This window comes from Halogranum gelatinilyticum, assembly GCF_900103715.1.
GTDB classification, from domain to species: Archaea; Halobacteriota; Halobacteria; order Halobacteriales; family Haloferacaceae; genus Halogranum; species Halogranum gelatinilyticum.
On the sequence record NZ_FNHL01000002.1, the window covers coordinates 774,742 to 799,184 of the forward strand.

A 24,443-nucleotide genomic window follows, 5' to 3' on the forward strand; every position below is an offset into this window, starting at 1 on the left:
GCAGGGGTTCTCTTTTCGACCCCGAGCCGACTTACCGCGACCGCGAGACTGCGAGCGACTTCCCGACGTCTCTGAGTGCCGTCGCGGCGCGGCTCTCGGGCGTGTGGGTGATGACAGGCTCGCCCGCGTCGGTCGCTTCGGCGACGGCGTCGTCGTCAGGGACCGCCCCGAGAAGTTTGACGCCGACGTAGTTGGCGATGCGTTGTGGCTTCGGATGGTTCCCCGGACCGGTCCGGTTGACCACGATACCGGACGGACGGCTGCCGTACTGCCGCGTCGTCGTCTCCGTCCGGCGAGCGGTGTGGACCGCTGAGAGCCGGGGCGTCGTCACGAGCAGCGTCTCGTCGGCGGCGTCGAACGCCTGAGACGCGCCATATCCCATCGCTGGCGGCGTGTCGAGGAGCACGAGGTCGTACTGCCGCTGGAGCACTTCGACGATCCGCGGGAGCCGGTCGACGTCGCTGACGGCGGCGGCTCGTGGGTCGGAGATGGGGAGGACGCCGTAGCCGTGGGCGGTGGTCGCGATGGCGTCGAACGCGGTCGCCTCCCCGGCGAAGACGTCGTCGAGCGTCGGCCGGTTCGCGACGTCGAGATGGAGACCGTCGGCGACGTCCGGGGCGGCGATACTCGCCTCGACGACGACGACGGAGCGCGACGTGGAGACGAGTGCCGCGGCCAGGTTGAGACTGAGCGTCGTCTTGCCGACGCCGCCTTTGACGCCTGCGATGGCGACCGCGCGGCCACCGGCCACGGTCTCAGCCACCCCCCGCGCTACCGTCGTGTCGCGACGGCCGACAGCCCCGCCAACGGTCCCGCCAACACCCCAGCCGTATCATGTCTACCGTGTTACAAGCTGACAGACATGACTGTTTCGGTGAAATGGGGATGGGCGAGAGAAAATCGGTCGGTACGGGTCAGTCGTCGGCGACGACGTAGCCGTTTTCAGTCTCTTCCGCCAGGTTCACGAGCACCAGCCACTCGAGGATGTCGCCGACGCGCTCGGCCCAGACGCGCTCCCACTCGCCGGGGTTCTTGTAGTGCTCCCAGACGGGGACCCGCTCTTTGAACGCCTCGAAGGCCGCGTCGGCCGTGAGTGAGTCGCCGTGTTCGGTGGCGTCTTCGAGCGCGGCGAGTACGTTCTCGGCCCCGTAGACCCGCCGTTGGATGGCGTCACGCAGATGGTCGGCCGTCGGCTCCGTCCGCAAACGTTTGAACCCCGAGGGGGTCTCCTCGGCGAGTTCCAGCGCGCGGAGGAAGGTGAGCCACGTCCGCGCGACGTCTCTACTCGGTAGGTCGAGCCGCCGCATCAGCCGCGCACAGCAGTCGTCCTCGGTGCCCGGCACGAGCGGGACGGCCCGCTGGGCGTCGGCGACGAAGTCGAGCGAATCGGGCGCGGTCGGGACGAGTTTGAACTTCACGGCGTCAGAGACCGAACGAGTCGGCCAGGAGGTCCTCGTCGGTCTCGCCGTGGACGTAGGTCGGCCCGTTGGCGACGTCGATGGTGACCTGTGCGGGCGCGAAGACCGTCTCCGGCACGTCGTAGAAGTCCCAGTCGGCGGCCTCGAAGATGTCGTAGAACGACGTCCCGTACTCGTCGGCGGCCGTCGAGACGACCTCGTCGAAGCGGTCGAAGTCCTCGCGGACGTGCAGGTAGACCTGCCCGCCGTAGGCCAGCGCGTCGTTCGTCCGGCCCATGGCGACGCCCTCGTCGTAGCTGACGGGCGCGACCGGCGCGGTACCGGACGCCGAGATGATGTCGAGCGGGTCGTAGCCGAGTTCCATCAGCCGGAAGGCCGCGAGTTCTGCGGCCCGAGCGGCGATAGTGACGCTGCCGACCATGCTGCCCGCGGGGTAGGTCGGCAGGAAGACGGCGGAGGGGTTGACCTCCGCGAGGTCCGCGACGTGTTGGGCCACCTCGTCGTCCGGCAACTGGACGCTCTCGATGGCGAGGACGGTCAGGTCGAACTCGTCGTAGTAGCCGAGTCGCTCGAACTCCGTCTCCTGGCCGACGAGCGCGCGGGCAGGACCGGAGCCGAGCCCGTCGAAGCCCTCGAACTCCAGCTCCCAGCCCGCCTTCTGCGACCCGAGGAGGGCGATTCCGGGGTGGTCGGTCGACAGTTCGACGTGCGGGAGGGGTGCACCGGCGACCTCGTCCATCCGAGTTTGGACGGTGGCAAGGCCGGCGGTCTGGATCTCTGCGAGGAGAAGCCCGGCCTCCATGCCGCCGTCGGCCTCGACGCCGAAGTCGAGGACCGTCGCCTCCGAGTCGAGCTCGTAGGCCGCGATGTTGAGCTCGTCGGCGAAGTCCAGGGCCTCGTCGACGAGTTCGATAGCCATCCGGTTGATGCTGTCCATACCTCCGGTTTCGGCGGTTTGGCGTAAAGGGTTTGGCGGTCTGGCCGTGTGCTGGCGTGGCTGTGGTCGGTCTCACGGCCTGCGTCAGAGAAGCACCGACCCGGCGGACGTGGCTTCGTGTTTCGACGTCCGACCTCGAAGACAGCAGCCGAAGCTGTCAACTACCGACTCCGATCTCGAAGGGAAGTGTTGTAGTGCTGGACTGTGACAGTGTGACTAGCATGATGTTCGTTAACACGAGACTAGCTGCCGGCGTTGCGGATACGCACACGGTACCGACAGCCGTCACGTCGGGGTCTCGGTGACGATGGCGACCCTTCTCGAACTCGACGTTCCGATGAAGAGCTTCGAACTGGGACAGGCGACCGGGTCGCTCCCCGGCAGCCACATCGAACTCGAACAGGTCGTGCCGTTGGACGACGGCGCGATTCCGTACTTCTGGGCCGAAGCGGCCGACTTCGACGCGTTCGAGGCGTCGGTCACGGAGTACGATACCGTCGAGGGACTCGAACTGGTCGCGGCCGTGGACGGCCGTCATCTCTACCGCATCTACTGGAAGACACGCGGCGGGTTCGTCCGCGCACTGTCGGAGTCGAAGGCGACGGTCCTCGAAGGGTCGGGCAGCGACCCGTGGCGGTTCCGACTCCTGTTCCCGGCACGGTCGCACGTCACCGCGTTCCGAGACCGCTGTTCAGAAGCGGGAGTCACGTTCGAAGTCGTCCGTCTCTCACGAGTGAACGAACGGACCGGACAGCGGGAGTTCGACCTCACGGAGGAGCAACACGAGGCACTCCGGTTGGCGATCGAGTACGGCTACTACGCCATCCCCCGCGAGATCTCCACCGCCAGCCTCGCTTCGAAGATCGGCATCTCCCAGCAGGCGATGTCCGAGCGGCTCCGTCGCGGGACGGCGAAGGTCCTCACCGCCGCCGTCGACACCGGCTCTCACTCCTCGAACTGAGCCGTCTCGTCCCGTTCCCGCCGTGCCTCGCGGCCCAATTCCCGCTCGACGGCGTCGACCTTGTCGCGGGCACGCTGCTCACTCGTCCGCTTGTCGTCGATCTTCAGAAACGTGCTCACGCGGTCGCCGTCGACGGCCTTGTGTGCGGCAGCGACGGCAGCAAGGAGGGTGTCGATGTCGTCGGCCTCGATGACGGTTCCCATCGGGTTCGTCTCGTAGGCGACGTCGAAGTCGTCGAGCGCGGCGACGGCCTTGGCGACCTCGCCGGACATACTGCCTTCGACGACCGGTGCGACACTCAACATGGCGATGACTGTCATATCCGTGTGGACGTCGGCCGGAGGCGTAACTGTCGGGGTCGGTGGAAGTCCGGACGGCTGTGCAGGCGAGCGACGTCGGCGACGGCAGTCGGTGTTATCCCTCCGCCTGTCGTATCCGGTGACATGAACCGACGAGCCGAACGCGGACTGGAGGTCGGCCGCGCCATCGTCACCGAGATCCGCGTCGAGAAGATCACTTTCCTCGCGGGCAGCATCGCCTACCACGCCTTCATCTCGCTCTTACCGCTCCTGTTGCTCATCCTCGCGGCCATCTCGGCCGTCGGCAACAGTTCGCTGGAGGCGGGCTTCATCCGCCTGCTCGAAGCCGTCCTGACGCCCGGCGCGCGACAACTGTTGCTCGACGAACTCCAGACCGCCGGGGGGTCGACGAGTCTGACGCTCGTCGGCGGCGTCGTCCTCGTCTGGGGGACGCTGCGCATCTTCCGGGGGCTGGACACCGCCTTCTCGGACATCTACGAGACGGAGGCAGAGAACACGCTCGCCGACCAGCTGTCGGACGGCATCATCGTCCTCGTCACCTTCGGTCTCGCCGTCGTCGCCGCCGTCGTCATCCAGTCGCTCATCCCCGTCGGCAGCGACGGTCTGCTGGCGTGGACGCTCTCGCGACTCGCACTCGTCGTCGGACTCTCGCTGACGTTCTTCCCGATGTACTACATCTTCCCCGACACGGACGTGAGCACCGTCGAAGTCCTGCCGGGGACGCTCTTCGCCGCGGTCGGTCTCGTCACCTTCGAGACGCTCTTCGCCCTCTACACGCAGGGCGGCGACAAGAGCGTCGTCGGCGGGATTCTCGTCCTTCTGACGTGGCTCTACTTCAGCGGGCTGGTCATCCTCCTCGGCGTCGTCATCAACGCGGTCCTCTCGAACCGGAGTGCCGACGTCAACATCCGCCCCGTTATCGGTGGAGTCCGTCCCGTAGCGAAGCGTGAGAAGCCCGAACGGGGGACGGTCGTCGCCGCGCTCACCGACCTGAAGCAACTGCTCGACACCGAGGAGGACGTCGTCGTCACCGTCGGCGACCGCTCGGTCACGCTCCCCGCGCCCCAGCGGTACGAGACGGACACCGAGACCGGACGGTTCGGGCTCCTCGACGGTGGCGTCGGCATCGAACTCCGGTGGTCGCCGCGCGACGACGGGGATTCGGAGACGGTCGCCGCCAGCGACAGCCCGGAGTGACCCACGAGCCGCCGATTCCACGGCTTTTTCCGAGCTGACGGCGATGGCTCGGTATGGCCGAACCCTATCTCTCACATCCCGTCCGTCACATCCGCGACGACCCGATCGCCGACGAGTCGGCGTCGCTCGTGGTCGAACTCGCCGCCGACGAGCACTACGACGACCTCGTCGCGACGGTCGCGAACCTCGATGGCTCCGTCGACCGCGATCTCGGCTTCTCCTCACATCTGGTCACGCTCCCGCAGACGGCCGTCGCCGACCTCTGTTCCCTCGACTTCCTCGACCGCGTCGAGACGGCCGACACCATCTCCCTCGGCGTCGAACCCGATGCCACCGAGGGCGTCGGCGACGACGAGTAGTCTGTCACTCTTCTCTGCACGCGACGAGTGCTAACACGGTCCACGAAACGACGACCTCGTCGTCCTGATTGACGCCCGTGACGTGGACGTCGACGTAGCCGCGCTCGGGATTCGATTCTGAGACCCGCATCTCGCCGAGTTCCACCCAGCCCGAGAGCGTGTCACCGGGATAGACCGGCCGGTGCCAGCGGAAATCTTCGAGACCGCGGCCGCAGAGAAAGGCGATCTCGTGGAAGAACGCCCGCGTCGCCATCGCGTTACAGACGCAGTAGGTGTGCAGCCCGCTGGCGACGAGTTCGCCGAACATCGACCGCTCGGCGGCCGCGTCGTCGACGTGAAACGGCTGGGGGTCGTACCGCTCGGCGAAGTCGACGATGGTCTCGCGGGTCAGCGTCTTCTCGCCGAACGTCCAGACGGCGTCGGGGTCGAGATCTTCGAAGTACAGGGGGTCGTCGGTGACTGCCTGTGCGTCCATTGGCGGCACTGGGTCGAGGTGGTCGAAAGGGATTCCGCTTCTCGCGTGCGCGATCGCTCGCGCACGCGTGGGCAAAGGAAGAAACAGTGCCAGCTGTCGGCTGCCATCTGACCGGGATTCGAGCCACGGTCGCTCTGTTCGCCGTGCTCGCGACGCTCCCTGGTTCAAACCTCAGCGTACCACACTCACTACGGTTCGTCGTGCCGAGACGAGACTCGGCACTCAGAACGTAGTAGATGAGAGAAGTGCACTGACTGGGATTTGAACCCAGGTTGTGACCATGGCAAGGTCACGTGATACCACTACACTATCAGTGCGAGCAAGCGGTGTGGGAGTGCACTGACTGGGATTTGAACCCAGGTTGTGACCATGGCAAGGTCACGTGATACCACTACACTATCAGTGCACGTCCGTACCGCGTCGTGCTACAATAGCAGCTAACACGAGATTACTTATTAAGGGTTCCGAAATCTCGGAGAATCGCGGGCCAGCGTGGGGGTAATTCGCACGAGACAGACACTCACGAAAACCCCACGAAACCCCATGTGACGGCCTCACAACAGCGAATCCCATTCGCTACCCTTTTACGGGAGGCTTCGGTACAATCGCTACAGTCTAGTGGCGAGACGCCAAAGGACGGCCATGACAATCACCGTCTGCGTGCCGTCCTCGCTCGTCCGGGAAGCCGAGGACAAACGCGAGGCAACTCGCAAGCTCGGCTACGTCGCCCGCGCGGCGACCGTGTTCCGGGCGGACAGACTCGTCGTCTTCCCCGACCGGGAAGGCGAAGAACGCTGGGGTGGTGAGTTCGTCACCACCGTACTCCAGTACGCCGTGACGCCCCCCTACCTCAAGCAGGAGGCCTGGGACGTCCGCGACGAGCTGGAGTACGTTGGTGTGCTCCCGCCGCTGCGCGTCTCACCACAGACCGGCTCCGAACCAGACGGTTCGGAGTCGTTAACACAGGGAATCGTGACCGAGGTCGGACCTGAAGGCCGCGTTCGGGTCAATTGCGGAATGCAACACCCGATCTCCCTCCTCACCCCCTCCGGAATGGAGGTCGAGGCGGGGGAGCGCGTCACCGTCAGGATCTCTTCGAGAGAACCGGTCCGTGCGCGAATCGTCGATGAGACCCCTCCGGGGTACGTCGTCGAACGCACGGACCTCGCCGAAGCGCTCGACCGGGACGACGCCGGCGTCAGCATCGCCACGTCGCGACACGGGGAGGAACTCTCCGTCCAGCGACTGTCGACGCTCGTCGGCCGATTACACGACGGGATGACTGTCGTGTTCGGATCCCCCGGACGAGGGCTTCCGGACATCCTCGACATCGATGTCGAGGACCTCCCCACCGAACGTGGGGCGAGCGTCGGACCCGGCAGCGGGTTCGACCTCTGGCTGAATACGATTCCGCGACAGGGCAGCGAGGTGGTGCGAACCGAAGAAGCGATGTTCGCCTCCCTCGCCTGCCTGACACTCACGGAGTGAAACAATGCCACAACCAAGCAGACCACGAAAAGGTTCAATGGGCTTCGGCCCGCGCAAGCGCGCGACGAGCGAAGTCCCTCGTATTCGGTCGTGGCCGGATGACGAGGGCTCGCCCGCGCTGCAGGGCTTCGCTGGCTACAAAGCCGGCATGACCCACGTCGTGATGGTGAACGACGAATCCAACTCCCCGCGCGAGGGGATGGAGGAGTCGGTTCCCGTCACGGTCGTGGAGACGCCCCCGATGCGTGCGGTCGCCCTTCGAGCCTACAAGGAAACGGCGTACGGAAAGAAGCCGGTAACCGAGGTTTGGACGACCGAGTTCCACGAGGAACTCGACCGAACCCTCGACCTCCCGGCGGAGAGTACCTTCGACGAGGACGCAGACGAGCTGCGTTCGCTGCTCGACGACGGCCAGGTGGACGATCTGCGGATGATCACCCACACCGTCCCGAGCGCGCTCAAGAACGTCCCGAAGAAGAAGCCCGACGTGATGGAGACTCGCGTCGGTGGCGGCTCCCTCGAGGAACGTGCGGACTTCGCACTCGAACTCATCGAGGAGGGCGGCGAACACGCGATGGAAGACGTCTTCCGTCCCGGCCAGTACCTCGACGTCAGCGGTGTGACGAAGGGGAAGGGGACGCAGGGTCCCGTCAAGCGCTGGGGCGTCCAGAAGCGGAAGGGCAAGCACGCCCGTCAGGGCTGGCGGCGCCGCATCGGTAACCTCGGCCCGTGGAACCCGAGCCGCGTTCGCTCGACCGTTCCCCAGCAGGGGCAGATGGGCTACCACCAGCGGACGGAGCTCAACAAGCGTCTCATCGACATCGGCGAGGGCGACGACGCCTCCGTCGACGGCGGCTTCGTCAACTACGGCGAAGTCACCGGCAACTACGCGCTGATCAAAGGGTCGGTTCCGGGTCCGAACAAGCGGCTCATCCGCTTCCGCTCGGCCGTCCGACCGAACGACCAGCCGCGCCTCGACCCCGAGGTGCGCTACGTTTCAACCGCATCGAACCAGGGATAAATCATGCAGGCAACAATTCGTGACCTGAACGGCGACGACGCCGGTACGCTCGACCTCCCCGAGGTCTTCGAGACGGTTTACCGTCCGGACCTCATCAAGCGTGCCGTCCTCGCCGCGCAGGCAAACCGGAAACAGGCCTACGGCGCGGACGAGTTCGCTGGAATGCGAACCCCCGCCGAGTCGCTCGGCAGCGGCCGCGGTATGTCGCACGACCCCCGTGAGAACGGTGTCGCGCGACGTGTCCCGCACGCCGTCAGCGGGCGCAAGGCGCACCCGCCGAAGGCCGAGAAGGAACTGGGCAAGAAGATCAACGACAAAGAGCGCAAGCTCGCCGTCCGCTCGGCACTCGCTGCCACGACGGACCCCGAGCTCGTCCGCGAACGCGGACACCGGTTCGACGACGACGTCGAACTGCCGCTCGTCGTCTCCGACGACTTCGAAGACCTGCTGAAGACGCAGGAAGTCGTCGACGTGCTCGAAGCACTCGGTGTCTACGCCGACGTCGAGCACTCCGACGAAGGTCGGAAGGTCAAGGGCGGTCAGGGGAAGACCCGTGGCCGCAAGTACCGCCGTCCCAAGTCGATCCTCTTCGTCACCAGCGAGGAACCGTCGCGCGCAGCGCGCAACCTCGCCGGTGCCGACGTCGCCACCGCGGCGAACGTCGGTGCAGAAGATCTCGCGCCCGGCACGCACGCCGGTCGCCTGACGATCTTCACCGAGAGTGCCCTCGCGGAGGTGGCTGACCGATGAGCGTCATCGAGCATCCGCTCGTGACGGAGAAGGCGATGAACCAGATGGACTTCGACAACAAGCTCCAGTTCATCGTCCACGTCGACGCCACGAAGGGCGACATCGTCGAGGCAATCGAGTCCCGCTACGACGTGACCATCGAGAAGGTCAACACCCAGGTCACGCCGAAGGGGAAGAAGAAAGCAACAGTCAGACTGCACGAGGACGACGACGCGCAGGAAGTCGCCTCGCGAATCGGGGTGTTCTAATCCATGGGACGTCGCATTCAAGGTCAGCGTCGTGGTCGCGGTGGGCCCACGTTCCGGGCACCGTCGCACCGCTACAAGGCCGAACTCTCGCACAAGAAGTCCGAAGAGAAAGACACGATCTCCGGCACGGTCGTCGACATCGAGCACGACCCCGCCCGGAGTGCACCCATCGCCGCCGTCGAGTTCGAAGACGGCGACCAGCGACTCATCCTCGTCCCCGAGGGCGTCGCTGTCGGCGAGACCATCCAGGTCGGTGTCTCCGCAGAGATCAAACAGGGCAACACGCTCCCGCTGTCCGAGATCCCCGAGGGGATCCCGGTCTGTAACGTCGAGCGTCAGCCCGGTGACGGCGGTAAGTTCGCCCGTTCCTCGGGCGTTTCCGCCCAGCTGCTCAGCCACGACCGTCACGTCGCAGTCGTCAAGCTGCCGAGTGGCGAGGTCAAGCGTCTGAGCCCCAACTGCCGCGCAACCATCGGCGTCGTCGCTGGTGGTGGCCGGACGGAGAAGCCGTTCGTCAAGGCAGGGAACAAGTACCACAAGATGAAGGCCCGCGGGACGAAGTGGCCTCGCGTCCGTGGTGTGGCGATGAACGCCGTCGACCACCCGTTCGGTGGCGGTGGCCGCCAGCACCCCGGCAAGCCGAAGTCCGTCTCGCGAAACGCACCGCCGGGCCGCAAGGTCGGTGACATCGCATCGAAGCGCACCGGTCGCGGTGGCAAGGCAGGGAACAAATAATGAGCTCGGAATACCGAACCGGCCGTGAAGGTGAGTTCACCTACCGCGGTCACACGCTCGACGAGCTGCAGGACATGGAGCTTGACGAGGTAGCAGAACTGCTCCCCGCACGGATGCGGCGAACTATCAAACGAGGACTCGGCGTCGAGCACGAGAAGCTGCTCGAGAAGGTCCACAACAAGACCGAAGAGGAGACGGCAAACAATCCGATCCGCACGCATCTGCGTGACATGCCCGTCCTTCCCTCGTTCGTTGGTCTGACCTTCGCCGTCTACACCGGCCAGGAGTTCGAGCGCGTCAAGATTCAGCCCGAGATGATCGGCCATTACCTTGGCGAGTTCCAGCTCACCCGTAGTTCGGTCACCCACGGCCAGGCCGGTATCGGCGCGACCCGGTCCTCGAAGTTCGTGCCACTCAAGTAAGCCATGGGTATCAACTACAGCGTCGAGGCCGACCCGGAGACCACGGCCAAGGGTATGCTCCGAGAGCGGCCCATCAGTATCAAGCACAGCAAGGCCATCGCCCGCGAGATCAAGGGCATGACCGTTGCCGAAGCAGAGGAGTACCTCAACGCGGTCATCAACGAGGAGCGCTCCGTCCCGTTCAAGCAGCACAACACCGGTGTCGGACACCGTTCCGACATCGACGGCTGGGACGCAGGGCGCTACCCGAACAAGGCCAGCAAGGACTTCCTCAAACTGCTCGAGAACGTTCGCAACAACGCAAACGAGCAGGGCTTCGACGGCGAGGCCATGGAGATCATGCACGTCGCAGCACACAAGGTCGGCGAGCGACAGGGACGCAAAGCCCGCGCGATGGGCCGCGCAGACCCGTGGAACACGCCGATCTGTGACGTCGAACTCATCATCGAGGAGGCCGAATAATGGCAGACGAACACCAATTCATCGAAGACGGACTCCAGAAGTCCCAGATCGACGAGTTCTTCGCAGAAGAGCTCGGTCGAGCGGGCTACGGCGGCATGGACGTCGCCAAGACCCCGATGGGGACACAGATCGTCCTGAAGGCCGAGAAGCCCGGGATGGTCATCGGCAAGGGCGGGAAGAACATCCGCAAGATCACGCGGCAGCTCGAGGAGAAGTTCAACCTCGACGACCCGCAGATCGACGTGCAGGAGGTCGACGAACCCGACCTGAACGCACGCATCGTCGCGGACCGACTGGCCAACGCACTCGAGCGTGGCTGGTACTTCCGGAAGGCGGGTCACACGACCATCGACCGGATCATGGACTCCGGCGCCCTCGGTGCCGAGATCGTCCTGTCCGGCAAGGTCACGGGTGCCCGCTCGCGCGTTGAGAAGTTCAACCGCGGCTACATCAAGCACAACGGCGAACCCGCCCAGGAAGTCGTCGACGAAGGCCAGGGCGTCGCCGTCATGAAGCTCGGCACCATCGGTGTCACGGTGAAGATCATCCCGCCGGGCGCGGAGCTGCCCGACGACTTCACCATCGCCGAGGACGCCGACATCGAAGCCGTCGAGCAGGACCTCGCCGAGCCCGAGGAGGGCGTCGAGGGGCTGCTCGAGGAGCCTGAGGAAGCCGACGTCGAGGACTCCGAGACCGACGAGGTCTCCGAGACCGACGCCGAGCCTGAGGACGTCATCGACGAGGAAGTCGTCGAAGAGGTCATCGAGGAGACCGACGAGGAGCCGGTCGCCACGGGTGACGTCGACGACGACGAGGACGTCGAGGACATCGAAGAGGAACTCGACGCACTGGACGAGGAGGTCGAGGCGGAAGCCGCCGACCTCGTCGCCGAGATGGAAGACGACGAAGAGGAGGAGGATAACTGATGGCGATTCTCTACCCCGACGAGATCCGTGACATGACCCCCGCCGAGCGTGAGGCCGAAGTCGAGGAGCTCGAGACCGAGCTGCTCAACACGAAGGCCGTGCAGGCAGCGGGTGGCGCGCCGGAGAACCCCGGCCGAGTCAAGGAGCTCAAGAAGACCATCGCTCGGATCAAGACGATCCAGCAAGAAGAAGGCGACAACGAGTAACCAATGGCACTGACACCCGAGACCCTGCTGCGACACGAACTCAACGGCCTCCCGGTGCGGGTCGTTGACGCCGCTAACCCCGACCTCGTCGGGATAGCCGGCCGTGTCGTCGTCGAGACGATGCAGACGCTGCACGTCGACGACGGGACTCGGGTGCGTCAGGTGCCGAAGCGAGGGGCGACCCTCGAATTCGCGCTCACCCAGGGTGAGCCAGCGTCCGTCGACACCCTATCGACGGACCGAACACGCACAGATGAAGCCGCTGTGGGCCGCAAGGCCTCAGGGTCCACGTCCAAACGGGAGTCGGAAACTGCCGGGGTATTACCCGGTCAGTCTGGTTCGACCCGAGAGGGCTCGCCGGAGGTCGACGAACACCCTAGTTCGTCGCACGCCGGTGACTGCCAGGACGTGGTCTACGTTACGGTGGATGGCGTACGACTGCTCTCACGACCCGCCAACCGCACCGAAGTCACAGGTGATTCGAAATGGCGTTAGGATTGAACGTACCAGAACCGGAGGAAGCCTGCTCCGACGAGAACTGCCCGTTCCACGGAACCCTTTCCGTGCGCGGTCAGACGCTCGAGGGCACCGTTGCCTCCACAGACATGGACAAAACCGTCGTTGTTGAACGCGAATACGACGTTCGCGTTCCCAAGTACGACCGCTACATGAAGCGGCGTAGTCGCGTTCCGGCCCACGCACCCCCGTGCATGGACCTCGAGGAAGGCGACACGGTTCGTATCGCAGAGACCCGACCACTGTCGAAGACGAAGTCGCACGTGGTCGTCGCAACGCTCGCTGATGAGGGTGATGCCTGATGGAAGCACTGAAGGCTGACGTCACGCAGGGCCTGGAGAAAGGCTCCCTCATCACGTGCGCAGACAACACCGGAGCCCGCCAGCTGAAGGTTATCAGCGTCTCGGGCTACTCCGGAACGAAGAATCGACACCCCAAAGCGGGAATCGCCGACAAGGTGACCGTCTCGGTCACCAAGGGCACGCCGGAGATGCGGCGTCAGGTGCTGGAGGCCGTCGTGGTCCGCCAGCGCAAGCCCATCCGGCGTCCCGACGGCACGCGCCTGAAGTTCGAGGACAATGCAGCCGTCATCATCGACGAGATGGAAGAGCCTCGCGGGACCGAAATCAAGGGTCCCATCGCGCGTGAAGTCGCAGAGCGCTTCGGGAGCATCGCCAGCACGGCAACCATGATCGTATAGACCATGAGTAAACAGCCACGCAAACAGCGAACCCAGAAGCGAGACGCGCCGCTCCACAAGCGGCAGAATCAGGTTCGTGCGACGCTGTCCGACGACCTCCGCGAGGAGTACGGCCAGCGAAACGTGCGCGTCAACGCCGGAGACACCGTCGAGGTGCTCCGCGGTGACCACGCGGGTACGGAAGGTGAAGTCCTCAAGGTTGACCTCAAAGACGAGGTCATCCACGTCGAGGACGTCACCGTCGAGAAGGCAGACGGCGAGGAGACGCCTCGTCCGCTCGTCGCCTCGAACGTCCGCGTCACGGAGCTCGACCTGGAAGACGACCGCCGGGAGGCGCGTCTCGAGGAGGGTAACGAATGAGTAACCACCAGAAGCGACTCTCGGTTCCGAAGTCTTGGCCGATCGAGCGGAAGGAATCGACGTTCACCGTCAAAGCCGATGCCGGACCGCACGGTGAGGCTGGCGTCCCGCTAGTCATCATCCTGCGCGACGTCCTCGGCTACGTCGACTCCGTGAAGGAGGCGCGCTACGCGCTCAACCAGGGGACGGTTCTCGTCAACGGCGAGAAGTCCGTCGACCACCGTCGCCCCATCGGCATGTTCGACATCCTCGCGTTCACGCAACGCGAAGAGTACTACCGCGTCTTCCCCGGCGAGGGCGGTCGGCTCAGCCTGACCCCCATCGACGCCGACGCGGCCTCCAGCCGACTCGGCAAGGTCGTCGGCAAGCGCCAGGTCAAAGGTGGCGACTTCCAGCTGCAGCTCCACGACGGGACGAACGTCCGCGTCGAGGACGGCAGCGAATACGGCACCAACGACTCGGTCGTCGTCGACAACGAGTCCAAGGAGATCGTCGCCCACTTCACCTACGAAGAGGGCGCGCTCGTGACCGCCGTCGCCGGCGGCCACGCGGGCAACATCGGCACGCTCGACGAGATCGTCGTCACGGCCGGCAGTGGTCCGAACACGGTCCACGTCGAGACCGACGACGGCGAGTTCGAGACGGTCGAAGACTACGTCGTCGTCATCGACGAGAACTTCACGGGTGATGACGAATGAGCGAGGCAGAGTTCCACGAGATGCGCCAGCCGCGCATCGAGAAGGTCGTCGTCCACATGGGCGTCGGCGAAGGTGGGCGTACCCTCGCGAAGGCAGAGGACATCCTCGAGGACATCACAGGCCAGGAGAGCGTCCGGACGCAGTCCGGCCGCGCCGGCCAAGACTTCGGTGTCCGCCGTGGGACCCCCGTCGGCGCGAAGGTCACCCTTCGTGACGACGCGGCCCACGAGTTCCTCGAGACGGCGCTCCCGATCACCGACCTGAAGACGAAGCAGTTCGACGAGAACGGCAACTTCAGCTTCGGTGTCGACGAGCACACCGACTTCCCGAGCCAAGAGTACGACCCGCAGATCGGTATCTACGGGCTGGACGTCACGGTCAACATGGTCCGCCCCGGCTACCGTATCAAGAAGCGTGACAAGGTGACGCGCTCGATCCCGTCGAGCCACCGCCTCACGCCCGAGGACGCGGTTGCGTTCCTCGAGCAGACCTTCGACGTTGAGGTGAACGAATGAGCGAAACCGAAAGCGAAGCCACGGGCGAGCACGCGACACGCCGCACGGGCCAGCAGAACGAGTGTCGTCGATGTGGCCGTAAGCAGGGCCTCGTCGGCAAGTACGACATCAATCTCTGCCGCCAGTGCTTCCGCGAAGTCGCCCGCAGTATGGGCTTCAAGAAGTACCGATAACAATGGCAGGCAACGACCCACTCAGCAACGCCCTCTCCGGTGTGAACAACGCCGAGAGTGTTGGGCATCTGTCGCACACTGTTGAGCCCGCCTCGAACATCATCGGCTCCGTCCTCGAGGTCTTCTACGACCGCGGGTACGTCGACGGCTTCGAGTTCGTCGACGACGGTAAATCGGGCCGATTCGAGGTCGAACTGAAAGGCGCTATCAACGAATGTGGCGTCGTCAAGCCCCGCTACTCCGCGGGCGCAGACGAGTTCGAGAAGTGGGAGAAGCGGTTCCTCCCCGCCCGTGACTACGGGACGCTCATCGTCACGACGAGCCACGGCGTCATGAGCCACTACGACGCCCGCGAACAGGGCATCGGTGGCCAAGTCATCGCATACGTCTACTAACATGAACCGAGTCGAAATCGAAATCCCAGAAGACGTCTCGGCCGAGGTCGACCATCTCGACCTGACCGTGGAGGGACCGAACGGAAGCGTCACGCGACGCCTCTGGTTCCCCGCGGTGACTGTGAGCGTCGAAGACGACCACGTCGTCATCGAGTCCGACGAAGAGGACGCGAAGACGAACGCCACCATCGGTACGTTCGAGAGCCATGTGACGAACATGCTCCACGGCGTCACCGACGGGTGGGAGTACAAGATGGAAGTCTACTACGCTCACTTCCCGATGCAGGTCAAAGTCGAGGGCGACGAAGTCGTCATCTCGAACTTCCTCGGCGAGAAGGCGCCGCGACGCGCACAGATTCGCGGCGACACACAGGTACAGGTCGACGGTGAAGAGCTCTCCCTGACGGGCCCCAACAAGGAGGACGTCGGGCAGACTGCCGCCGACATCGAACAGCTGACGCGCGTCTCGGACAAGGACACTCGTGTCTTCCAGGACGGCGTCTACATCGTAGAGAAGCCCACGGCAGGAGGTGCCTAAATGGCCGACGACATTCAGGAACTCGAAGACATCAGCGGTGTCGGTCCGTCGAAGGCCGACGCACTCCGTGCGGCCGGTTACGAGACGGTCGAAGACGTAAAGGCCGCGAGCCAGTCGGAACTGGCGGAGGTCGAGGGCATCGGTAACGCCCTTGCCGCCCGTATCAAGGCCGACGTTGGCGGTCTCGAAGTCAAAGAAGAAGAGGAGACCGAGGCAGAGGTCGAAGACGAGACCGAAGCCGAGGAAGAAGTCGAAGAGGACGTCGAGACGGAGCTGCGCCCGCGCGGCCACGTCGACAAGACGCCCAACCTGGACGCGGACACGGCTCGCGCACTCGCACAGAAGCACCGCGAGGGCAAGCCGCAGTTCAACCGCCAGGACTACCACAAGAAGAAGCGCACCCCCACCTCGTGGCGCAAGCCCCGCGGCAACCTCTCGAAGCAGCGCCGTGGCATCAAGGGCAAGGGCCCGATGGTCGAGGCGGGCTACCGCACGCCGAAGGCCGCCCGCGGTCTGCACCCGAGCGGCTTCGAGGAAGTCTACGTGCACAACGTGGACGACCTCGAGGGTGTCGACGGCGACACCCAGGCCGTCCGCATCGCCAGCAAGGTGGGCGCTCGCAAGCGCGAGCGCATCGAAGAGGTCGCCGAGGACGAGGAGATTCGCGTCCTCAACCCGACCTACGTCGAAGTGGAGGTTGACGAATGAGCAACCTGAGAGCGCAGAAGCGACTCGCCGCGGACGAACTCGACGTCGGCAAGAGCCGCGTCTGGTTCGACCCCGAGGCACAGGAAGAGATCGCCGACGCCATCACGCGCGAGGACATCCGCGAGCTCATCGAGCAGGGCACCATCAGTGCCAAGGACGCGAAGGGTAACTCCCGCGGCCGCGCTCGCGAGCGAGCCGACAAGCGCGCCTACGGTCACCGCAAGGGACCGGGCACCCGCAAGGGGAAGAAGGGCGGTCGGAAGAGCTCGAAAGACGAATGGATCAGCCGGATTCGCGCCCAGCGAAGCCGACTGAAGGAACTCCGCGACGACGGTCCGCTGAACCGGACGCAGTACCGCACGCTCTACAACAAGGCGAGCGGTGGCGAGTTCGACAGCGTCGACCGTCTCGAGGCGTTCATCCAGAACAACTACGATATCGAACTGGAGGAGAAGTAAATGGCAACTGGACCACGATACAAGGTGCCCATGCGGCGCCGCCGTGAGGTCCGAACGGATTACCACCAGAGGTTGCGCCTGTTGAAATCGGGCAAGCCCCGCCTTGTCGCTCGCGTGAGCAACAAGCACGTCAGGGCGCAGCTGGCCACCCCCGGAACGGAGGGTGACGAAATCCACGCCGCCGCATCCAGTGAGGACCTCGCTGAGTACGGCTGGGAAGCCCCGACGGGCAACATCCCCAGCGCGTACCTGACAGGGTATCTCGCCGGTCTGCGCGCGGTGGACGCTGGTCTCGAGGAAGCGGTCCTCGACATCGGTCTGAACACGGCGACGCCGGGCAACAAGGTGTTCGCAGTACAGGAAGGAGCAATCGACGCAGGGCTCGAAATCCCGCACAACGAGAGCGTCATGGCGGACTGGTCGCGTAACCGCGGCGAGCACATCGCCGAATACGCCGAGCAGCTCGACGAGCCGCTCTACGGTCGGGACTTCGACGCCACTGAACTGCCCGGGCACTTCGACGACGTGCTCGAGCGACTTCAGGAGGACGCATGAGCAGACGCAACAACAACGACGGCTGGGAGCCGCGTACGCGACTCGGCCGCAAGGTACAGAACGGTGACATCACCTCGATGGACCAGGCACTCGAATCGGGTCTTCCCCTCAAGGAGCCCGAGATCGTCGACCAGCTCCTCGGTGGACTGGACGACGAGGTGCTCGACATCAACATGGTGCAGCGCATGACCGACTCCGGTCGGCGTGTCAAGTTCCGCTGTGTCTGTGCGGTCGGGAACCGCGACGGCTATCTCGGCTACGCGGAGGCACGCGACGACCAGGTCGGTGGCGCCATCCAGAAGGCCATCGAAGTGGCGAAGCTGAACATCATCAGCGTCGACCGCGGCTCGGGCTCGTGGGAGGACCGCCCCGGCGGTACCCACTCGCTCACGCGGAAGGCGAAGGGCAAGGCCGGCTCGGTCACGGTCGAGATCATCCCCGCACCGATGGGTCTCGGCCTCGCGGCCGCAGAGACCGTCCGGAAGATCCTCGAACTCGCCGGCGTGCAGGACGCCTGGACGAAGTGTGACGGGAACACCCGGACGACGGTCAACCTCGCGAAGGCGACCTACAACGCCCTGCAGAACGCCTCGCAGTCGCGGACGCCACAGCGCGCCCGCGAGAAGCAGCGTGAGGTGAGCGACTGATGAAAGCAGTCGTCCAGATCCGTGGTGAGGTCGACCAGAGTGCCAAGGTGAACGACACCCTGGGTATGCTCAACCTCCACCGCGTCAACCACTGTACGCTCGTCCCGTGGACGGACACGTACCGTGGCATGGTGACGAAGGTCAACGACTGGGTCGCCTACGGCGAACCCAGCGTCGACGTCGTCGAGACGCTCCTCGAGAAGCGTGCCGAACCCTTCCAGGGTAAGGAAGACGTCGACGAGGAGTGGCTCTCGGAGAACACCGACTACGACGACTTCGGCTCGCTCGCCGAGGCACTCGTCGACGAGGAGACCACGCTGAAGGAGCAGGGTCTCTCGCCGGTGCTCCGTCTGCACCCGCCCCGTGGCGGCCACGATGGCATCAAGCATCCGACGAAGGAAGGCGGTCAGCTCGGCAAGCACACGTCCGAGCAGATCGACGACCTCCTGGAGGCGATGCGATAATGACGAGCAAGAAACGACGCCAGCGCGGCTCGCGCACGCACGGCGGCGGTACCCACAAGAACCGGCGTGGTGCCGGACACCGTGGTGGCCGTGGCCGCGCCGGCCGCTCCAAGCACGAGAAGCACAACTACGCGCCGCTCGGCAAGTACGGCTTCAAGCGTCCCGAGGACGCCCAGACGACGGTGCTCGAAGTCACCGTCCAGAAGCTCGACGAGGACGCCGCGCTGCTCGCCGCAGACGGTCTCGCCGAGAAAGAGGGCGACGCGTACCACATCGACGCACGCGACGTCGTCGAGGACGGCTACGACGCCGACGCCGTGAAGGTGCTCGGCAGCGGGCAGGTCCGTCAGGAACTGCACGTCGTCGCCGACGCGTTCACCGCGGGCGCAGTCGAACTCATCGAAGAGGCCGGCGGTAGCGCCGAACTCTCGGAGCGTGCCGAGGAAGAGGCCGACGAGGCCGACGCCGAAGACGACGAGTAACTCGTCGCACGCCGAACGATACCGCTTCGCACACTTTTCGATTTTTCGACAGCTACCGAGCGACAGCACTCCGCAGCGGTAGACGTGACAGGGGACAGTTCGTTTCAACGAACGAGTAAACGCAGTTCTCAAACCCCGAAAAGGGCTAAAGCGAAGCACCTACAAAGCACGGTGTTGAGTATGTCCGTATATGGGATGGAAAGAAGCCGCTGAACCAGTGCTGACGCGAATGCCGTCAGTCGTCCGTCCGGAGGGTCACGTACCCTTCCGGCGGAAACTCGGCTGGACGGCGGGCATTCTGGTGTTGTATTTCTTCCTGACGAACGTCACCCTCTTCGGGCTGGCATCGGGTCAGAGCAGCGACCTGTTCGGCCAGTTCCGGTCGATTCTCGCCGGGTCGCAGGGTTCGATTCTCCAGTTGGGTATCGGCCCGATCGTCACGGCGAGCATTGTCTTGCAGTTGCTCGGCGGCGCGGACCTCCTCGGGCTGGACACGAACGACCCGCGTGACCAGATCCTCTATCAGGGCCTCCAGAAGGTGCTGGTGCTCGTGATGATCTGTCTGACGGGCCTGCCGATGGTCTTCGCCGGTGGCTTCCTGCCCGCGAGCCAGCAGCTCGCCGGCTCGTTCCCCGGCGGTGAGTTCGGCGTCCAGTCGCTCATCTTCGCGCAGATCGCGGTGGGCGGCATCCTCATCCTGTTCATGGACGAGATCGTGAGCAAGTGGGGCGTCGGCTCCGGGATCGGGCTGTTCATTATCGCCGGTGTGAGCCAGCAGCTCGTCGCCGGGCTGTTCAGCTGGCAGGCACTGGGCAACGTCTCGGGCTTCTTCCCGACGTGGTTCGGCATCCTGTTCGGTGACGGTCTCGGTGTACCCGTGCTCTCCACCGAGGGCATCCAGGCGCTGTTCATCGGCCAGGGCCAGCTGCTCGGTCTCGTCACGACGGTGCTCATCTTCGCCGTCGTCGTCTACGCCGAGTCGGTCCGCGTCGAGATTCCGCTCAGCCACGCCCGCGTCAAGGGCGCCCGCGGCCGCTTCCCCGTGAAGCTCATCTACGCCTCCGTCCTGCCGATGATCCTCGTTCGCGCGCTGCAGGCGAACATCCAGTTCCTCGGCCGTATCCTCGCGAGCCAGCTGGGCGACGGAATGCCCGCGTGGCTCGGGGCCTACGGCCCGAACGGCAACCCGACCGGCGGGCTGTTCTACTACTTCGCGCCGATCCAGAGTCCGGCCGACTGGATGTGGTTCACCGCGCAGACGACCGCCGAAGCGTGGCAGGTGCTCATCCGCGTCGGCATCGACCTGACGTTCATGATCATCGGTGGCGCCATCTTCGCCATCTTCTGGGTCGAGACGACGGGCATGGGTCCCGAGGCGACGGCGAAGCAGATCCAGAACTCCGGGATGCAGATCCCCGGCTTCCGTCGTAACCCGCAGGTCATCGAGAAGGTCATGGAGCGCTACATCCCGCAGGTGACGGTCATCGGCGGCGCGCTCGTCGGCCTGCTCGCTGTCGCGGCGAACATGCTCGGCACCATCGGTGCGGTCTCCGGAACGGGCCTGCTGCTGACGGTCTCCATCACGTACAAGCTGTACGAGGAGATCGCCGAGGAGCAGCTCATGGAGATGCATCCGATGATGCGCAACATGTTCGGCGGCGGCAACTGAACACGCGACCGGTTTCGTTTTCTCGCGGACTATCCCCCCAGTGGCGAGCCGCGCGAGTCGGCCGTACTTACCTGTCTTGCCCACACAAGCGGAACGCTATAACCGCTGGCCGGTGTCGGCTCGGATACGCCATACGGCCAACCGACGATGGTCAGACGAAAGACACTCTCTCCAACCGGGGCGACAGACGACGACGGCCAGTACCGCAACGTCACGATCAACCTCCACGTCGACGAACTCACCGTCGCAGGCATGGACGTCGGCGACGAGGTCTTCGTCCGCGTCCGCGACAACAGGATCGTCATCCAACCGGCGACGAACGCCGTGATCGAACACGACGTCTGACGTGGAACCGACGCTGTTTCTCGCGACCGACGTATGCTGCCGACCGATACCGTCTCAGCGCGCCGACATTGTTACTTCCACCCATGATAGTAGTTACCATACACTTATATGCCTCCAGTTCCGAAGGAACGGTAGGGTGTTGGAACCGCTGGACGGAGCCGAGACGGTCGGCAGCCTGTGGGAAGGGGTCGAGACGCGCGAACGGCACAGAGTCGCGCGCGCTCGACAACGCGGGTTGTCCCGGTCGCGGCGACTTCACCGGCCGCCCTGGACGTGACTACCGATGAGTGCTATCGAACACGCAGACGCAAATGGCAGTAGCGCGCTCGACGAACTCCCCGAATTCGAGCTGACCTATCGGTTCGACGACGAGGCGAACCCCCAGGAGGTCACACTGTTCGTGGAGGACGACGAGGATCTCGCGACCCGGTGGCTGACGATGGACCGCGGCCACGCCGTCTCGCTGGAGACGGTCCAGTAACGACGGCGACCCGTCCGGCGGCCACCGAACCGCGATTTTCCGCTCTACCGACCGCCCGAGAGCCGTGCCGCCGCGGCAAGGGTTTAGCCCCCCGCGGCTGTACGAGGTGGTATGACTGCCGACATGACTGATCTGGAGGCGGAGCTCCGGAGCAACGGGATCAGCGTCGAGTCCGTCGACGTCGACGAGACCGTCCAGCTCGTCTATCTGACCTCGTTTCCCGGCCCGACCGTCCACCACATGGAGATGGGCCGCGCGCTCAACGTCTTCATCGACCTCGCCGAGGACGACGAGTGGGACCCTGCGCCCGTCGAGGCGACGGTCCTCCGGTCGGACGACGACGTCCAGGGGACCTGGCGCGCCGAGCCGGAGTGGTTCGCCGGTCTCTTAGAGTACCGCCTGAGCGAGGAGGATTTCTCCGAGCGCGTCATCGGGACGGTCACGAACTACGACGTCGACGAGCAGGCCGGGGAGGTCGCATGAGTCCGAGTCCCCAGTCGGCGTGGCGGTCGCGACGGGAGAGCGAGCGCGACGACTCCCCGCGTCGCCCCTCCCGGGAGGCGTTCTCGAAGGTCAGCGTCCGCTTCGACAGCGACGGCGACGACTGCGCCGGCTGGCTCTACCGTCCCGACAGCGCGGAGAACCCGCCGGTCGTCGTGATGGCGCCCGGCCTCGGGGCCGAGCGGACCTTCGGCTACCCCCTCGTCGCCGAGCGGCTCGCCGAGGCGGGCTACGCCGTCCTGCTCTTCGACTACCGCCACTTCGGCGACAGCGAGGGCGAGCCGAGAAACCTCGTCGACCCGGCGAAACAGGTCGCCGACTGGCGAGCAGCCGTCTCGAAAGTGCGGGACCTCGACCGCGTCGACGGGAGTCGGGTGATTCTTTGGGGTTACTCCTTCGCCGGGGGGCACGCGCTGAGCGTCGCCGCCGAGGACCCCCGACTCGCCGCCGTCGTCGCCGTCGCGCCCTTCGTCGACGGTAAGGTCGCCGCGAAAGCCCGCGGGCTGAAAGGCGGCGCGAAGGCCGTCGCCGCCGGGTTCCGTGACAAACTCCAGTCACTCGTCGGCCGGCCCTACACGGTGCCTATCGTCGGCGACCCCGAGGAGTTCGCCGTCGTCGACGCTCCCGGCGCGAAGGCCAGCCTCTTCCGCCTGATTCCGAAGGGCAGCGACTGGGAGAACGCCTGTCCCGCGCGGGTGTTCCTGTCGATTCGGGGCTACCGCCCGGTCGAGTCGGCCGAGGACGTCCGGTGTCCGACGCTGTTCCTCGGCGGAGCCGACGACGACGTGGTCTCCTTGGACGCCATCGAGTCGGCGTCGGAGGCCGTCCCCAATGCGACCTTCGTCCGGCTGCCGACGGACCACTTCGGCTACTTCGACGACGCGTTCGAGTCGACGTTCGGCCACCAACTCGCCTTCCTCGACGAGGCCGTCGGGTGGTAGCTGACGGACCTCACTCCCGTTGGGAGATAGGTCGTCGCACGCGCTGTGCTGGCACATTCATTTCAAACGACACTCTCCGGAAAGCTTATATTCTCATAAAGTATACATAGGTCGCTTATGATTCACATAACTTACACACGCGTTGCGTCAGTCGCGCTCGCACTCCTCTTGGTGTTTAGCAGCGTCGGCGGCGTCGCCGCCCAGACCAGCGACTCCGAGTGGAGGCAACAAATAGTCGAGGACACGCGCTCGATGGCGGGCACCTACAATGCAAACATCGACAACGTGGACCTCGGACCCGTCAGTCTCGCGGGCATTTCGAACGTCTACATCACCGATGCGTCTACCGGCGAGGTGGCGGAGCTCCACATCAGGATGGACGAACGTAACCATATAGTCGGTGCAAGTTGGGGGCCCAACTCCGAGGCGACCCGTAAGATTACGACCGACCGTGAGACGTACAACAACGTCATCAACGCGGACAACCCTGCCGCCGCGTTCCGTAATGCAATCGCCGACGACAAGATCGTCATCTCCGGCGACAACGGCAACATCGTCGAAGGCGTGAAGTGGAGAATCATCAACCTCCTGAAGGGCTTCGTGCTCAACTGAGCGTCCACGATATCCGTCTTTTCGCGTACTGATTTCCGAGTACCGTCCACACGTCTGCTACCGACTACCCGGCGTTCGTCACGGACGACCGCGAGGGCTACGACGCCCCACAGAATCACACAGTCGTTCGCCGACAGATGTGGTTCTGATTAGCTCGGACTTCCGCGAACGTTTATATATCGACCGAGCATGTATGGAGTATCATGTTCACTCTCAAGCGGTCACAGTTCGCAGCACTCGCCGTCGCGTTCGTCGTGCTCTTTTCGAGCGTCGGCGGCGTCGCGGCCCAGAGCGACAACCCTGAGTGGGGCCAAGAGCTGTACGAGCAAGTCGAGGGGATGCAAGAGGAGTACAACGCGAACGCCGACCAAGTCGACCTCGGGCCAGTCAACCTCGCCGGGACGATGAACGTCTACGTCAACGACGGCGACGAGCAGGCGACGTACTCGTTCACGATGAACGAAGACAACGAGATCACCAGCATGCAACAGGGTCTCGACCCGGACGCGCCGCGCAAGATCACGACCACCCGTGCGACGCTTGAGGACATCGCCGACTCCGACAACCCTGCCGCAGCGTTCCGTAATGCGGTCATGTCCGGCGAAATCGACATCAGCGGTGAAGACGGCGAACTCATCGAGACCATCAAGTGGGAAGTCGCAAAATTCCTGCTGGACTACATCTGAGCGGCTGACGACGCGGTTCGGACGTTTTGCTGACTCACTTCCAGAGCAGCGACGGCGTTCGCCCGGCACGTCGC

General features: G+C 64.8%; 39 protein-coding genes and 2 tRNA genes. 34 read left to right on the forward strand and 7 right to left on the reverse strand.

Annotation, left to right across the window (positions count from 1 at the left end):
* Positions 1-31: 31 nt before the first annotated feature.
* From BLR57_RS10445 to mch, 3 genes are all read right to left on the reverse strand, one after another.
* On the reverse strand, positions 32-763 hold the full coding sequence (locus tag BLR57_RS10445; protein WP_089697456.1) for a P-loop NTPase: 732 nt from the start codon (positions 761-763) through the stop codon (positions 32-34).
* A gap of 151 nt (positions 764-914) precedes the next feature.
* A complete protein-coding gene (locus tag BLR57_RS10450) occupies positions 915-1,418 on the reverse strand; it encodes a double winged helix-containing putative transcriptional regulator (protein ID WP_089697457.1) in 504 nt (167 codons plus the stop codon).
* Between the two features lie 4 nt (positions 1,419-1,422).
* Positions 1,423-2,355 (reverse strand): methenyltetrahydromethanopterin cyclohydrolase, encoded by a 933-nt coding sequence (mch, locus tag BLR57_RS10455; RefSeq protein WP_089697458.1) that lies wholly within the window; start codon positions 2,353-2,355, stop codon positions 1,423-1,425.
* 307 nt (positions 2,356-2,662) lie between these two features.
* Here mch and BLR57_RS10460 point away from each other — a divergent pair, with 307 nt between their 5' ends.
* Positions 2,663-3,316 (forward strand): helix-turn-helix domain-containing protein, encoded by a 654-nt coding sequence (locus BLR57_RS10460; RefSeq protein WP_089697459.1) that lies wholly within the window; start codon positions 2,663-2,665, stop codon positions 3,314-3,316.
* Here the strand turns inward: BLR57_RS10460 and BLR57_RS10465 are convergent.
* Positions 3,301-3,636, reverse strand: coding sequence for an MTH1187 family thiamine-binding protein (locus BLR57_RS10465; RefSeq protein WP_089697460.1), 336 nt, complete (start codon positions 3,634-3,636; stop codon positions 3,301-3,303). The two genes, BLR57_RS10460 and BLR57_RS10465, sit on opposite strands and share 16 nt — an antisense overlap.
* 123 nt (positions 3,637-3,759) lie before the next feature.
* On the opposite strand from BLR57_RS10465, the gene BLR57_RS10470 reads away from it, so the two are divergent.
* Entirely contained in the window at positions 3,760-4,833 is a 1,074-nt protein-coding gene (locus BLR57_RS10470; RefSeq protein WP_089697461.1) for a YhjD/YihY/BrkB family envelope integrity protein, read from the forward strand.
* A 53-nt stretch (positions 4,834-4,886) separates the two neighbouring features.
* Entirely contained in the window at positions 4,887-5,192 is a 306-nt protein-coding gene (locus BLR57_RS10475; RefSeq protein ID WP_089697462.1) for a hypothetical protein, read from the forward strand.
* Between the two features lie 4 nt (positions 5,193-5,196).
* Here BLR57_RS10475 and BLR57_RS10480 read toward each other — a convergent pair whose 3' ends face one another.
* From BLR57_RS10480 to BLR57_RS10490, 3 genes are all read right to left on the reverse strand, one after another.
* A complete protein-coding gene (locus tag BLR57_RS10480) occupies positions 5,197-5,667 on the reverse strand; it encodes a MaoC/PaaZ C-terminal domain-containing protein (RefSeq protein ID WP_089697463.1) in 471 nt (156 codons plus the stop codon).
* Positions 5,668-5,913: 246 nt separating this feature from the next.
* Positions 5,914-5,984: transfer RNA gene (locus BLR57_RS10485), tRNA-Gly, on the reverse strand.
* Between the two features lie 18 nt (positions 5,985-6,002).
* Positions 6,003-6,073: transfer RNA gene (locus tag BLR57_RS10490), tRNA-Gly, on the reverse strand.
* Positions 6,074-6,309: 236 nt separating this feature from the next.
* Here BLR57_RS10490 and BLR57_RS10495 point away from each other — a divergent pair.
* The 31 genes from BLR57_RS10495 to BLR57_RS10645 all read left to right on the forward strand — a co-directional run bounded on the left by BLR57_RS10495 (position 6,310) and on the right by BLR57_RS10645 (position 24,369).
* Positions 6,310-7,155: a putative RNA uridine N3 methyltransferase gene (locus BLR57_RS10495; RefSeq protein WP_089697464.1), complete on the forward strand. Its 846-nt coding sequence runs from the start codon at positions 6,310-6,312 to the stop codon at positions 7,153-7,155.
* Between the two features lie 4 nt (positions 7,156-7,159).
* The gene (locus tag BLR57_RS10500; RefSeq protein WP_089697465.1) at positions 7,160-8,176 is read left to right on the forward strand and encodes a 50S ribosomal protein L3; all 1,017 of its coding nucleotides are present in this window, start codon (positions 7,160-7,162) and stop codon (positions 8,174-8,176) included.
* 3 nt (positions 8,177-8,179) lie between these two features.
* Positions 8,180-8,926 carry a 50S ribosomal protein L4 gene (rpl4p, locus tag BLR57_RS10505; protein ID WP_089697466.1) on the forward strand — a complete coding sequence of 249 codons (747 nt, stop codon included), beginning with the start codon at positions 8,180-8,182 and terminating at the stop codon, positions 8,924-8,926.
* Complete coding sequence (locus BLR57_RS10510) at positions 8,923-9,174, forward strand: 50S ribosomal protein L23 (RefSeq protein WP_089697467.1); 252 nt, start codon at positions 8,923-8,925, stop codon at positions 9,172-9,174. The genes rpl4p and BLR57_RS10510 overlap by 4 nt, the downstream gene beginning before the upstream one ends.
* A 3-nt stretch (positions 9,175-9,177) precedes the next feature.
* On the forward strand, positions 9,178-9,909 hold the full coding sequence (locus tag BLR57_RS10515) for a 50S ribosomal protein L2 (protein ID WP_089697468.1): 732 nt from the start codon (positions 9,178-9,180) through the stop codon (positions 9,907-9,909).
* Positions 9,909-10,331 (forward strand): 30S ribosomal protein S19, encoded by a 423-nt coding sequence (locus tag BLR57_RS10520; RefSeq protein WP_089697469.1) that lies wholly within the window; start codon positions 9,909-9,911, stop codon positions 10,329-10,331. Before BLR57_RS10515 ends, BLR57_RS10520 begins: the two co-directional genes overlap by 1 nt.
* 3 nt (positions 10,332-10,334) lie before the next feature.
* On the forward strand, positions 10,335-10,793 hold the full coding sequence (locus BLR57_RS10525) for a 50S ribosomal protein L22 (RefSeq protein ID WP_089697470.1): 459 nt from the start codon (positions 10,335-10,337) through the stop codon (positions 10,791-10,793).
* Positions 10,793-11,719: a 30S ribosomal protein S3 gene (locus tag BLR57_RS10530; RefSeq protein ID WP_089697471.1), complete on the forward strand. Its 927-nt coding sequence runs from the start codon at positions 10,793-10,795 to the stop codon at positions 11,717-11,719. Before BLR57_RS10525 ends, BLR57_RS10530 begins: the two co-directional genes overlap by 1 nt.
* Entirely contained in the window at positions 11,719-11,925 is a 207-nt protein-coding gene (gene rpmC / locus BLR57_RS10535; RefSeq protein ID WP_089697472.1) for a 50S ribosomal protein L29, read from the forward strand. The genes BLR57_RS10530 and rpmC overlap by 1 nt, the downstream gene beginning before the upstream one ends.
* Positions 11,926-11,928: 3 nt before the next feature.
* The gene (locus BLR57_RS10540; RefSeq protein ID WP_089697473.1) at positions 11,929-12,420 is read left to right on the forward strand and encodes a ribonuclease P protein component 1; all 492 of its coding nucleotides are present in this window, start codon (positions 11,929-11,931) and stop codon (positions 12,418-12,420) included.
* The gene (locus tag BLR57_RS10545; protein ID WP_089697474.1) at positions 12,411-12,743 is read left to right on the forward strand and encodes a 30S ribosomal protein S17; all 333 of its coding nucleotides are present in this window, start codon (positions 12,411-12,413) and stop codon (positions 12,741-12,743) included. Before BLR57_RS10540 ends, BLR57_RS10545 begins: the two co-directional genes overlap by 10 nt.
* A complete protein-coding gene (locus tag BLR57_RS10550) occupies positions 12,743-13,141 on the forward strand; it encodes a 50S ribosomal protein L14 (protein ID WP_009376111.1) in 399 nt (132 codons plus the stop codon). Before BLR57_RS10545 ends, BLR57_RS10550 begins: the two co-directional genes overlap by 1 nt.
* Before the next feature lie 3 nt (positions 13,142-13,144).
* Positions 13,145-13,501, forward strand: a complete 357-nt coding sequence (rplX, locus tag BLR57_RS10555) for a 50S ribosomal protein L24 (RefSeq protein ID WP_089697475.1) — start codon at positions 13,145-13,147, stop codon at positions 13,499-13,501.
* Positions 13,498-14,199, forward strand: a complete 702-nt coding sequence (locus BLR57_RS10560) for a 30S ribosomal protein S4e (protein ID WP_089697476.1) — start codon at positions 13,498-13,500, stop codon at positions 14,197-14,199. The genes rplX and BLR57_RS10560 overlap by 4 nt, the downstream gene beginning before the upstream one ends.
* The gene (locus BLR57_RS10565) at positions 14,196-14,714 is read left to right on the forward strand and encodes a 50S ribosomal protein L5 (protein WP_089697477.1); all 519 of its coding nucleotides are present in this window, start codon (positions 14,196-14,198) and stop codon (positions 14,712-14,714) included. Before BLR57_RS10560 ends, BLR57_RS10565 begins: the two co-directional genes overlap by 4 nt.
* The gene (locus BLR57_RS10570) at positions 14,711-14,887 is read left to right on the forward strand and encodes a 30S ribosomal protein S14 (RefSeq protein WP_089697478.1); all 177 of its coding nucleotides are present in this window, start codon (positions 14,711-14,713) and stop codon (positions 14,885-14,887) included. The genes BLR57_RS10565 and BLR57_RS10570 overlap by 4 nt, the downstream gene beginning before the upstream one ends.
* A 2-nt stretch (positions 14,888-14,889) precedes the next feature.
* A complete protein-coding gene (locus BLR57_RS10575; protein WP_089697479.1) occupies positions 14,890-15,282 on the forward strand; it encodes a 30S ribosomal protein S8 in 393 nt (130 codons plus the stop codon).
* A 1-nt stretch (position 15,283) separates the two neighbouring features.
* Complete coding sequence (locus tag BLR57_RS10580) at positions 15,284-15,820, forward strand: 50S ribosomal protein L6 (protein ID WP_089697480.1); 537 nt, start codon at positions 15,284-15,286, stop codon at positions 15,818-15,820.
* Complete coding sequence (locus tag BLR57_RS10585) at positions 15,821-16,528, forward strand: 50S ribosomal protein L32e (protein ID WP_089697481.1); 708 nt, start codon at positions 15,821-15,823, stop codon at positions 16,526-16,528.
* The gene (locus tag BLR57_RS10590; RefSeq protein ID WP_089697482.1) at positions 16,525-16,986 is read left to right on the forward strand and encodes a 50S ribosomal protein L19e; all 462 of its coding nucleotides are present in this window, start codon (positions 16,525-16,527) and stop codon (positions 16,984-16,986) included. The genes BLR57_RS10585 and BLR57_RS10590 overlap by 4 nt, the downstream gene beginning before the upstream one ends.
* Positions 16,987-17,541, forward strand: coding sequence for a 50S ribosomal protein L18 (locus BLR57_RS10595; protein ID WP_089697483.1), 555 nt, complete (start codon positions 16,987-16,989; stop codon positions 17,539-17,541). It abuts the gene before it with no gap.
* Positions 17,538-18,188: a 30S ribosomal protein S5 gene (locus BLR57_RS10600; RefSeq protein ID WP_089697484.1), complete on the forward strand. Its 651-nt coding sequence runs from the start codon at positions 17,538-17,540 to the stop codon at positions 18,186-18,188. The genes BLR57_RS10595 and BLR57_RS10600 overlap by 4 nt, the downstream gene beginning before the upstream one ends.
* Positions 18,188-18,652, forward strand: a complete 465-nt coding sequence (locus BLR57_RS10605; RefSeq protein ID WP_089697485.1) for a 50S ribosomal protein L30 — start codon at positions 18,188-18,190, stop codon at positions 18,650-18,652. The genes BLR57_RS10600 and BLR57_RS10605 overlap by 1 nt, the downstream gene beginning before the upstream one ends.
* On the forward strand, positions 18,652-19,134 hold the full coding sequence (locus BLR57_RS10610) for an uL15m family ribosomal protein (RefSeq protein WP_089697486.1): 483 nt from the start codon (positions 18,652-18,654) through the stop codon (positions 19,132-19,134). Before BLR57_RS10605 ends, BLR57_RS10610 begins: the two co-directional genes overlap by 1 nt.
* 190 nt (positions 19,135-19,324) lie before the next feature.
* On the forward strand, positions 19,325-20,803 hold the full coding sequence (gene secY, locus BLR57_RS10615) for a preprotein translocase subunit SecY (RefSeq protein ID WP_089697487.1): 1,479 nt from the start codon (positions 19,325-19,327) through the stop codon (positions 20,801-20,803).
* Positions 20,804-20,950: 147 nt separating this feature from the next.
* A complete protein-coding gene (locus tag BLR57_RS10620; RefSeq protein ID WP_089697488.1) occupies positions 20,951-21,148 on the forward strand; it encodes a SymE family type I addiction module toxin in 198 nt (65 codons plus the stop codon).
* A 283-nt stretch (positions 21,149-21,431) separates the two neighbouring features.
* Positions 21,432-21,629, forward strand: a complete 198-nt coding sequence (locus BLR57_RS10625) for a hypothetical protein (RefSeq protein ID WP_089697489.1) — start codon at positions 21,432-21,434, stop codon at positions 21,627-21,629.
* Positions 21,630-21,740: 111 nt separating this feature from the next.
* Positions 21,741-22,112, forward strand: coding sequence for a DUF8159 domain-containing protein (locus BLR57_RS10630; RefSeq protein WP_089697490.1), 372 nt, complete (start codon positions 21,741-21,743; stop codon positions 22,110-22,112).
* The gene (locus BLR57_RS10635; protein ID WP_089697491.1) at positions 22,109-23,071 is read left to right on the forward strand and encodes an alpha/beta hydrolase; all 963 of its coding nucleotides are present in this window, start codon (positions 22,109-22,111) and stop codon (positions 23,069-23,071) included. Before BLR57_RS10630 ends, BLR57_RS10635 begins: the two co-directional genes overlap by 4 nt.
* 117 nt (positions 23,072-23,188) lie before the next feature.
* A complete protein-coding gene (locus BLR57_RS10640) occupies positions 23,189-23,683 on the forward strand; it encodes a hypothetical protein (RefSeq protein ID WP_089697492.1) in 495 nt (164 codons plus the stop codon).
* Between the two features lie 203 nt (positions 23,684-23,886).
* Positions 23,887-24,369, forward strand: a complete 483-nt coding sequence (locus BLR57_RS10645) for a hypothetical protein (RefSeq protein ID WP_089697493.1) — start codon at positions 23,887-23,889, stop codon at positions 24,367-24,369.
* The last annotated feature ends 74 nt before the right edge of the window (positions 24,370-24,443 follow it).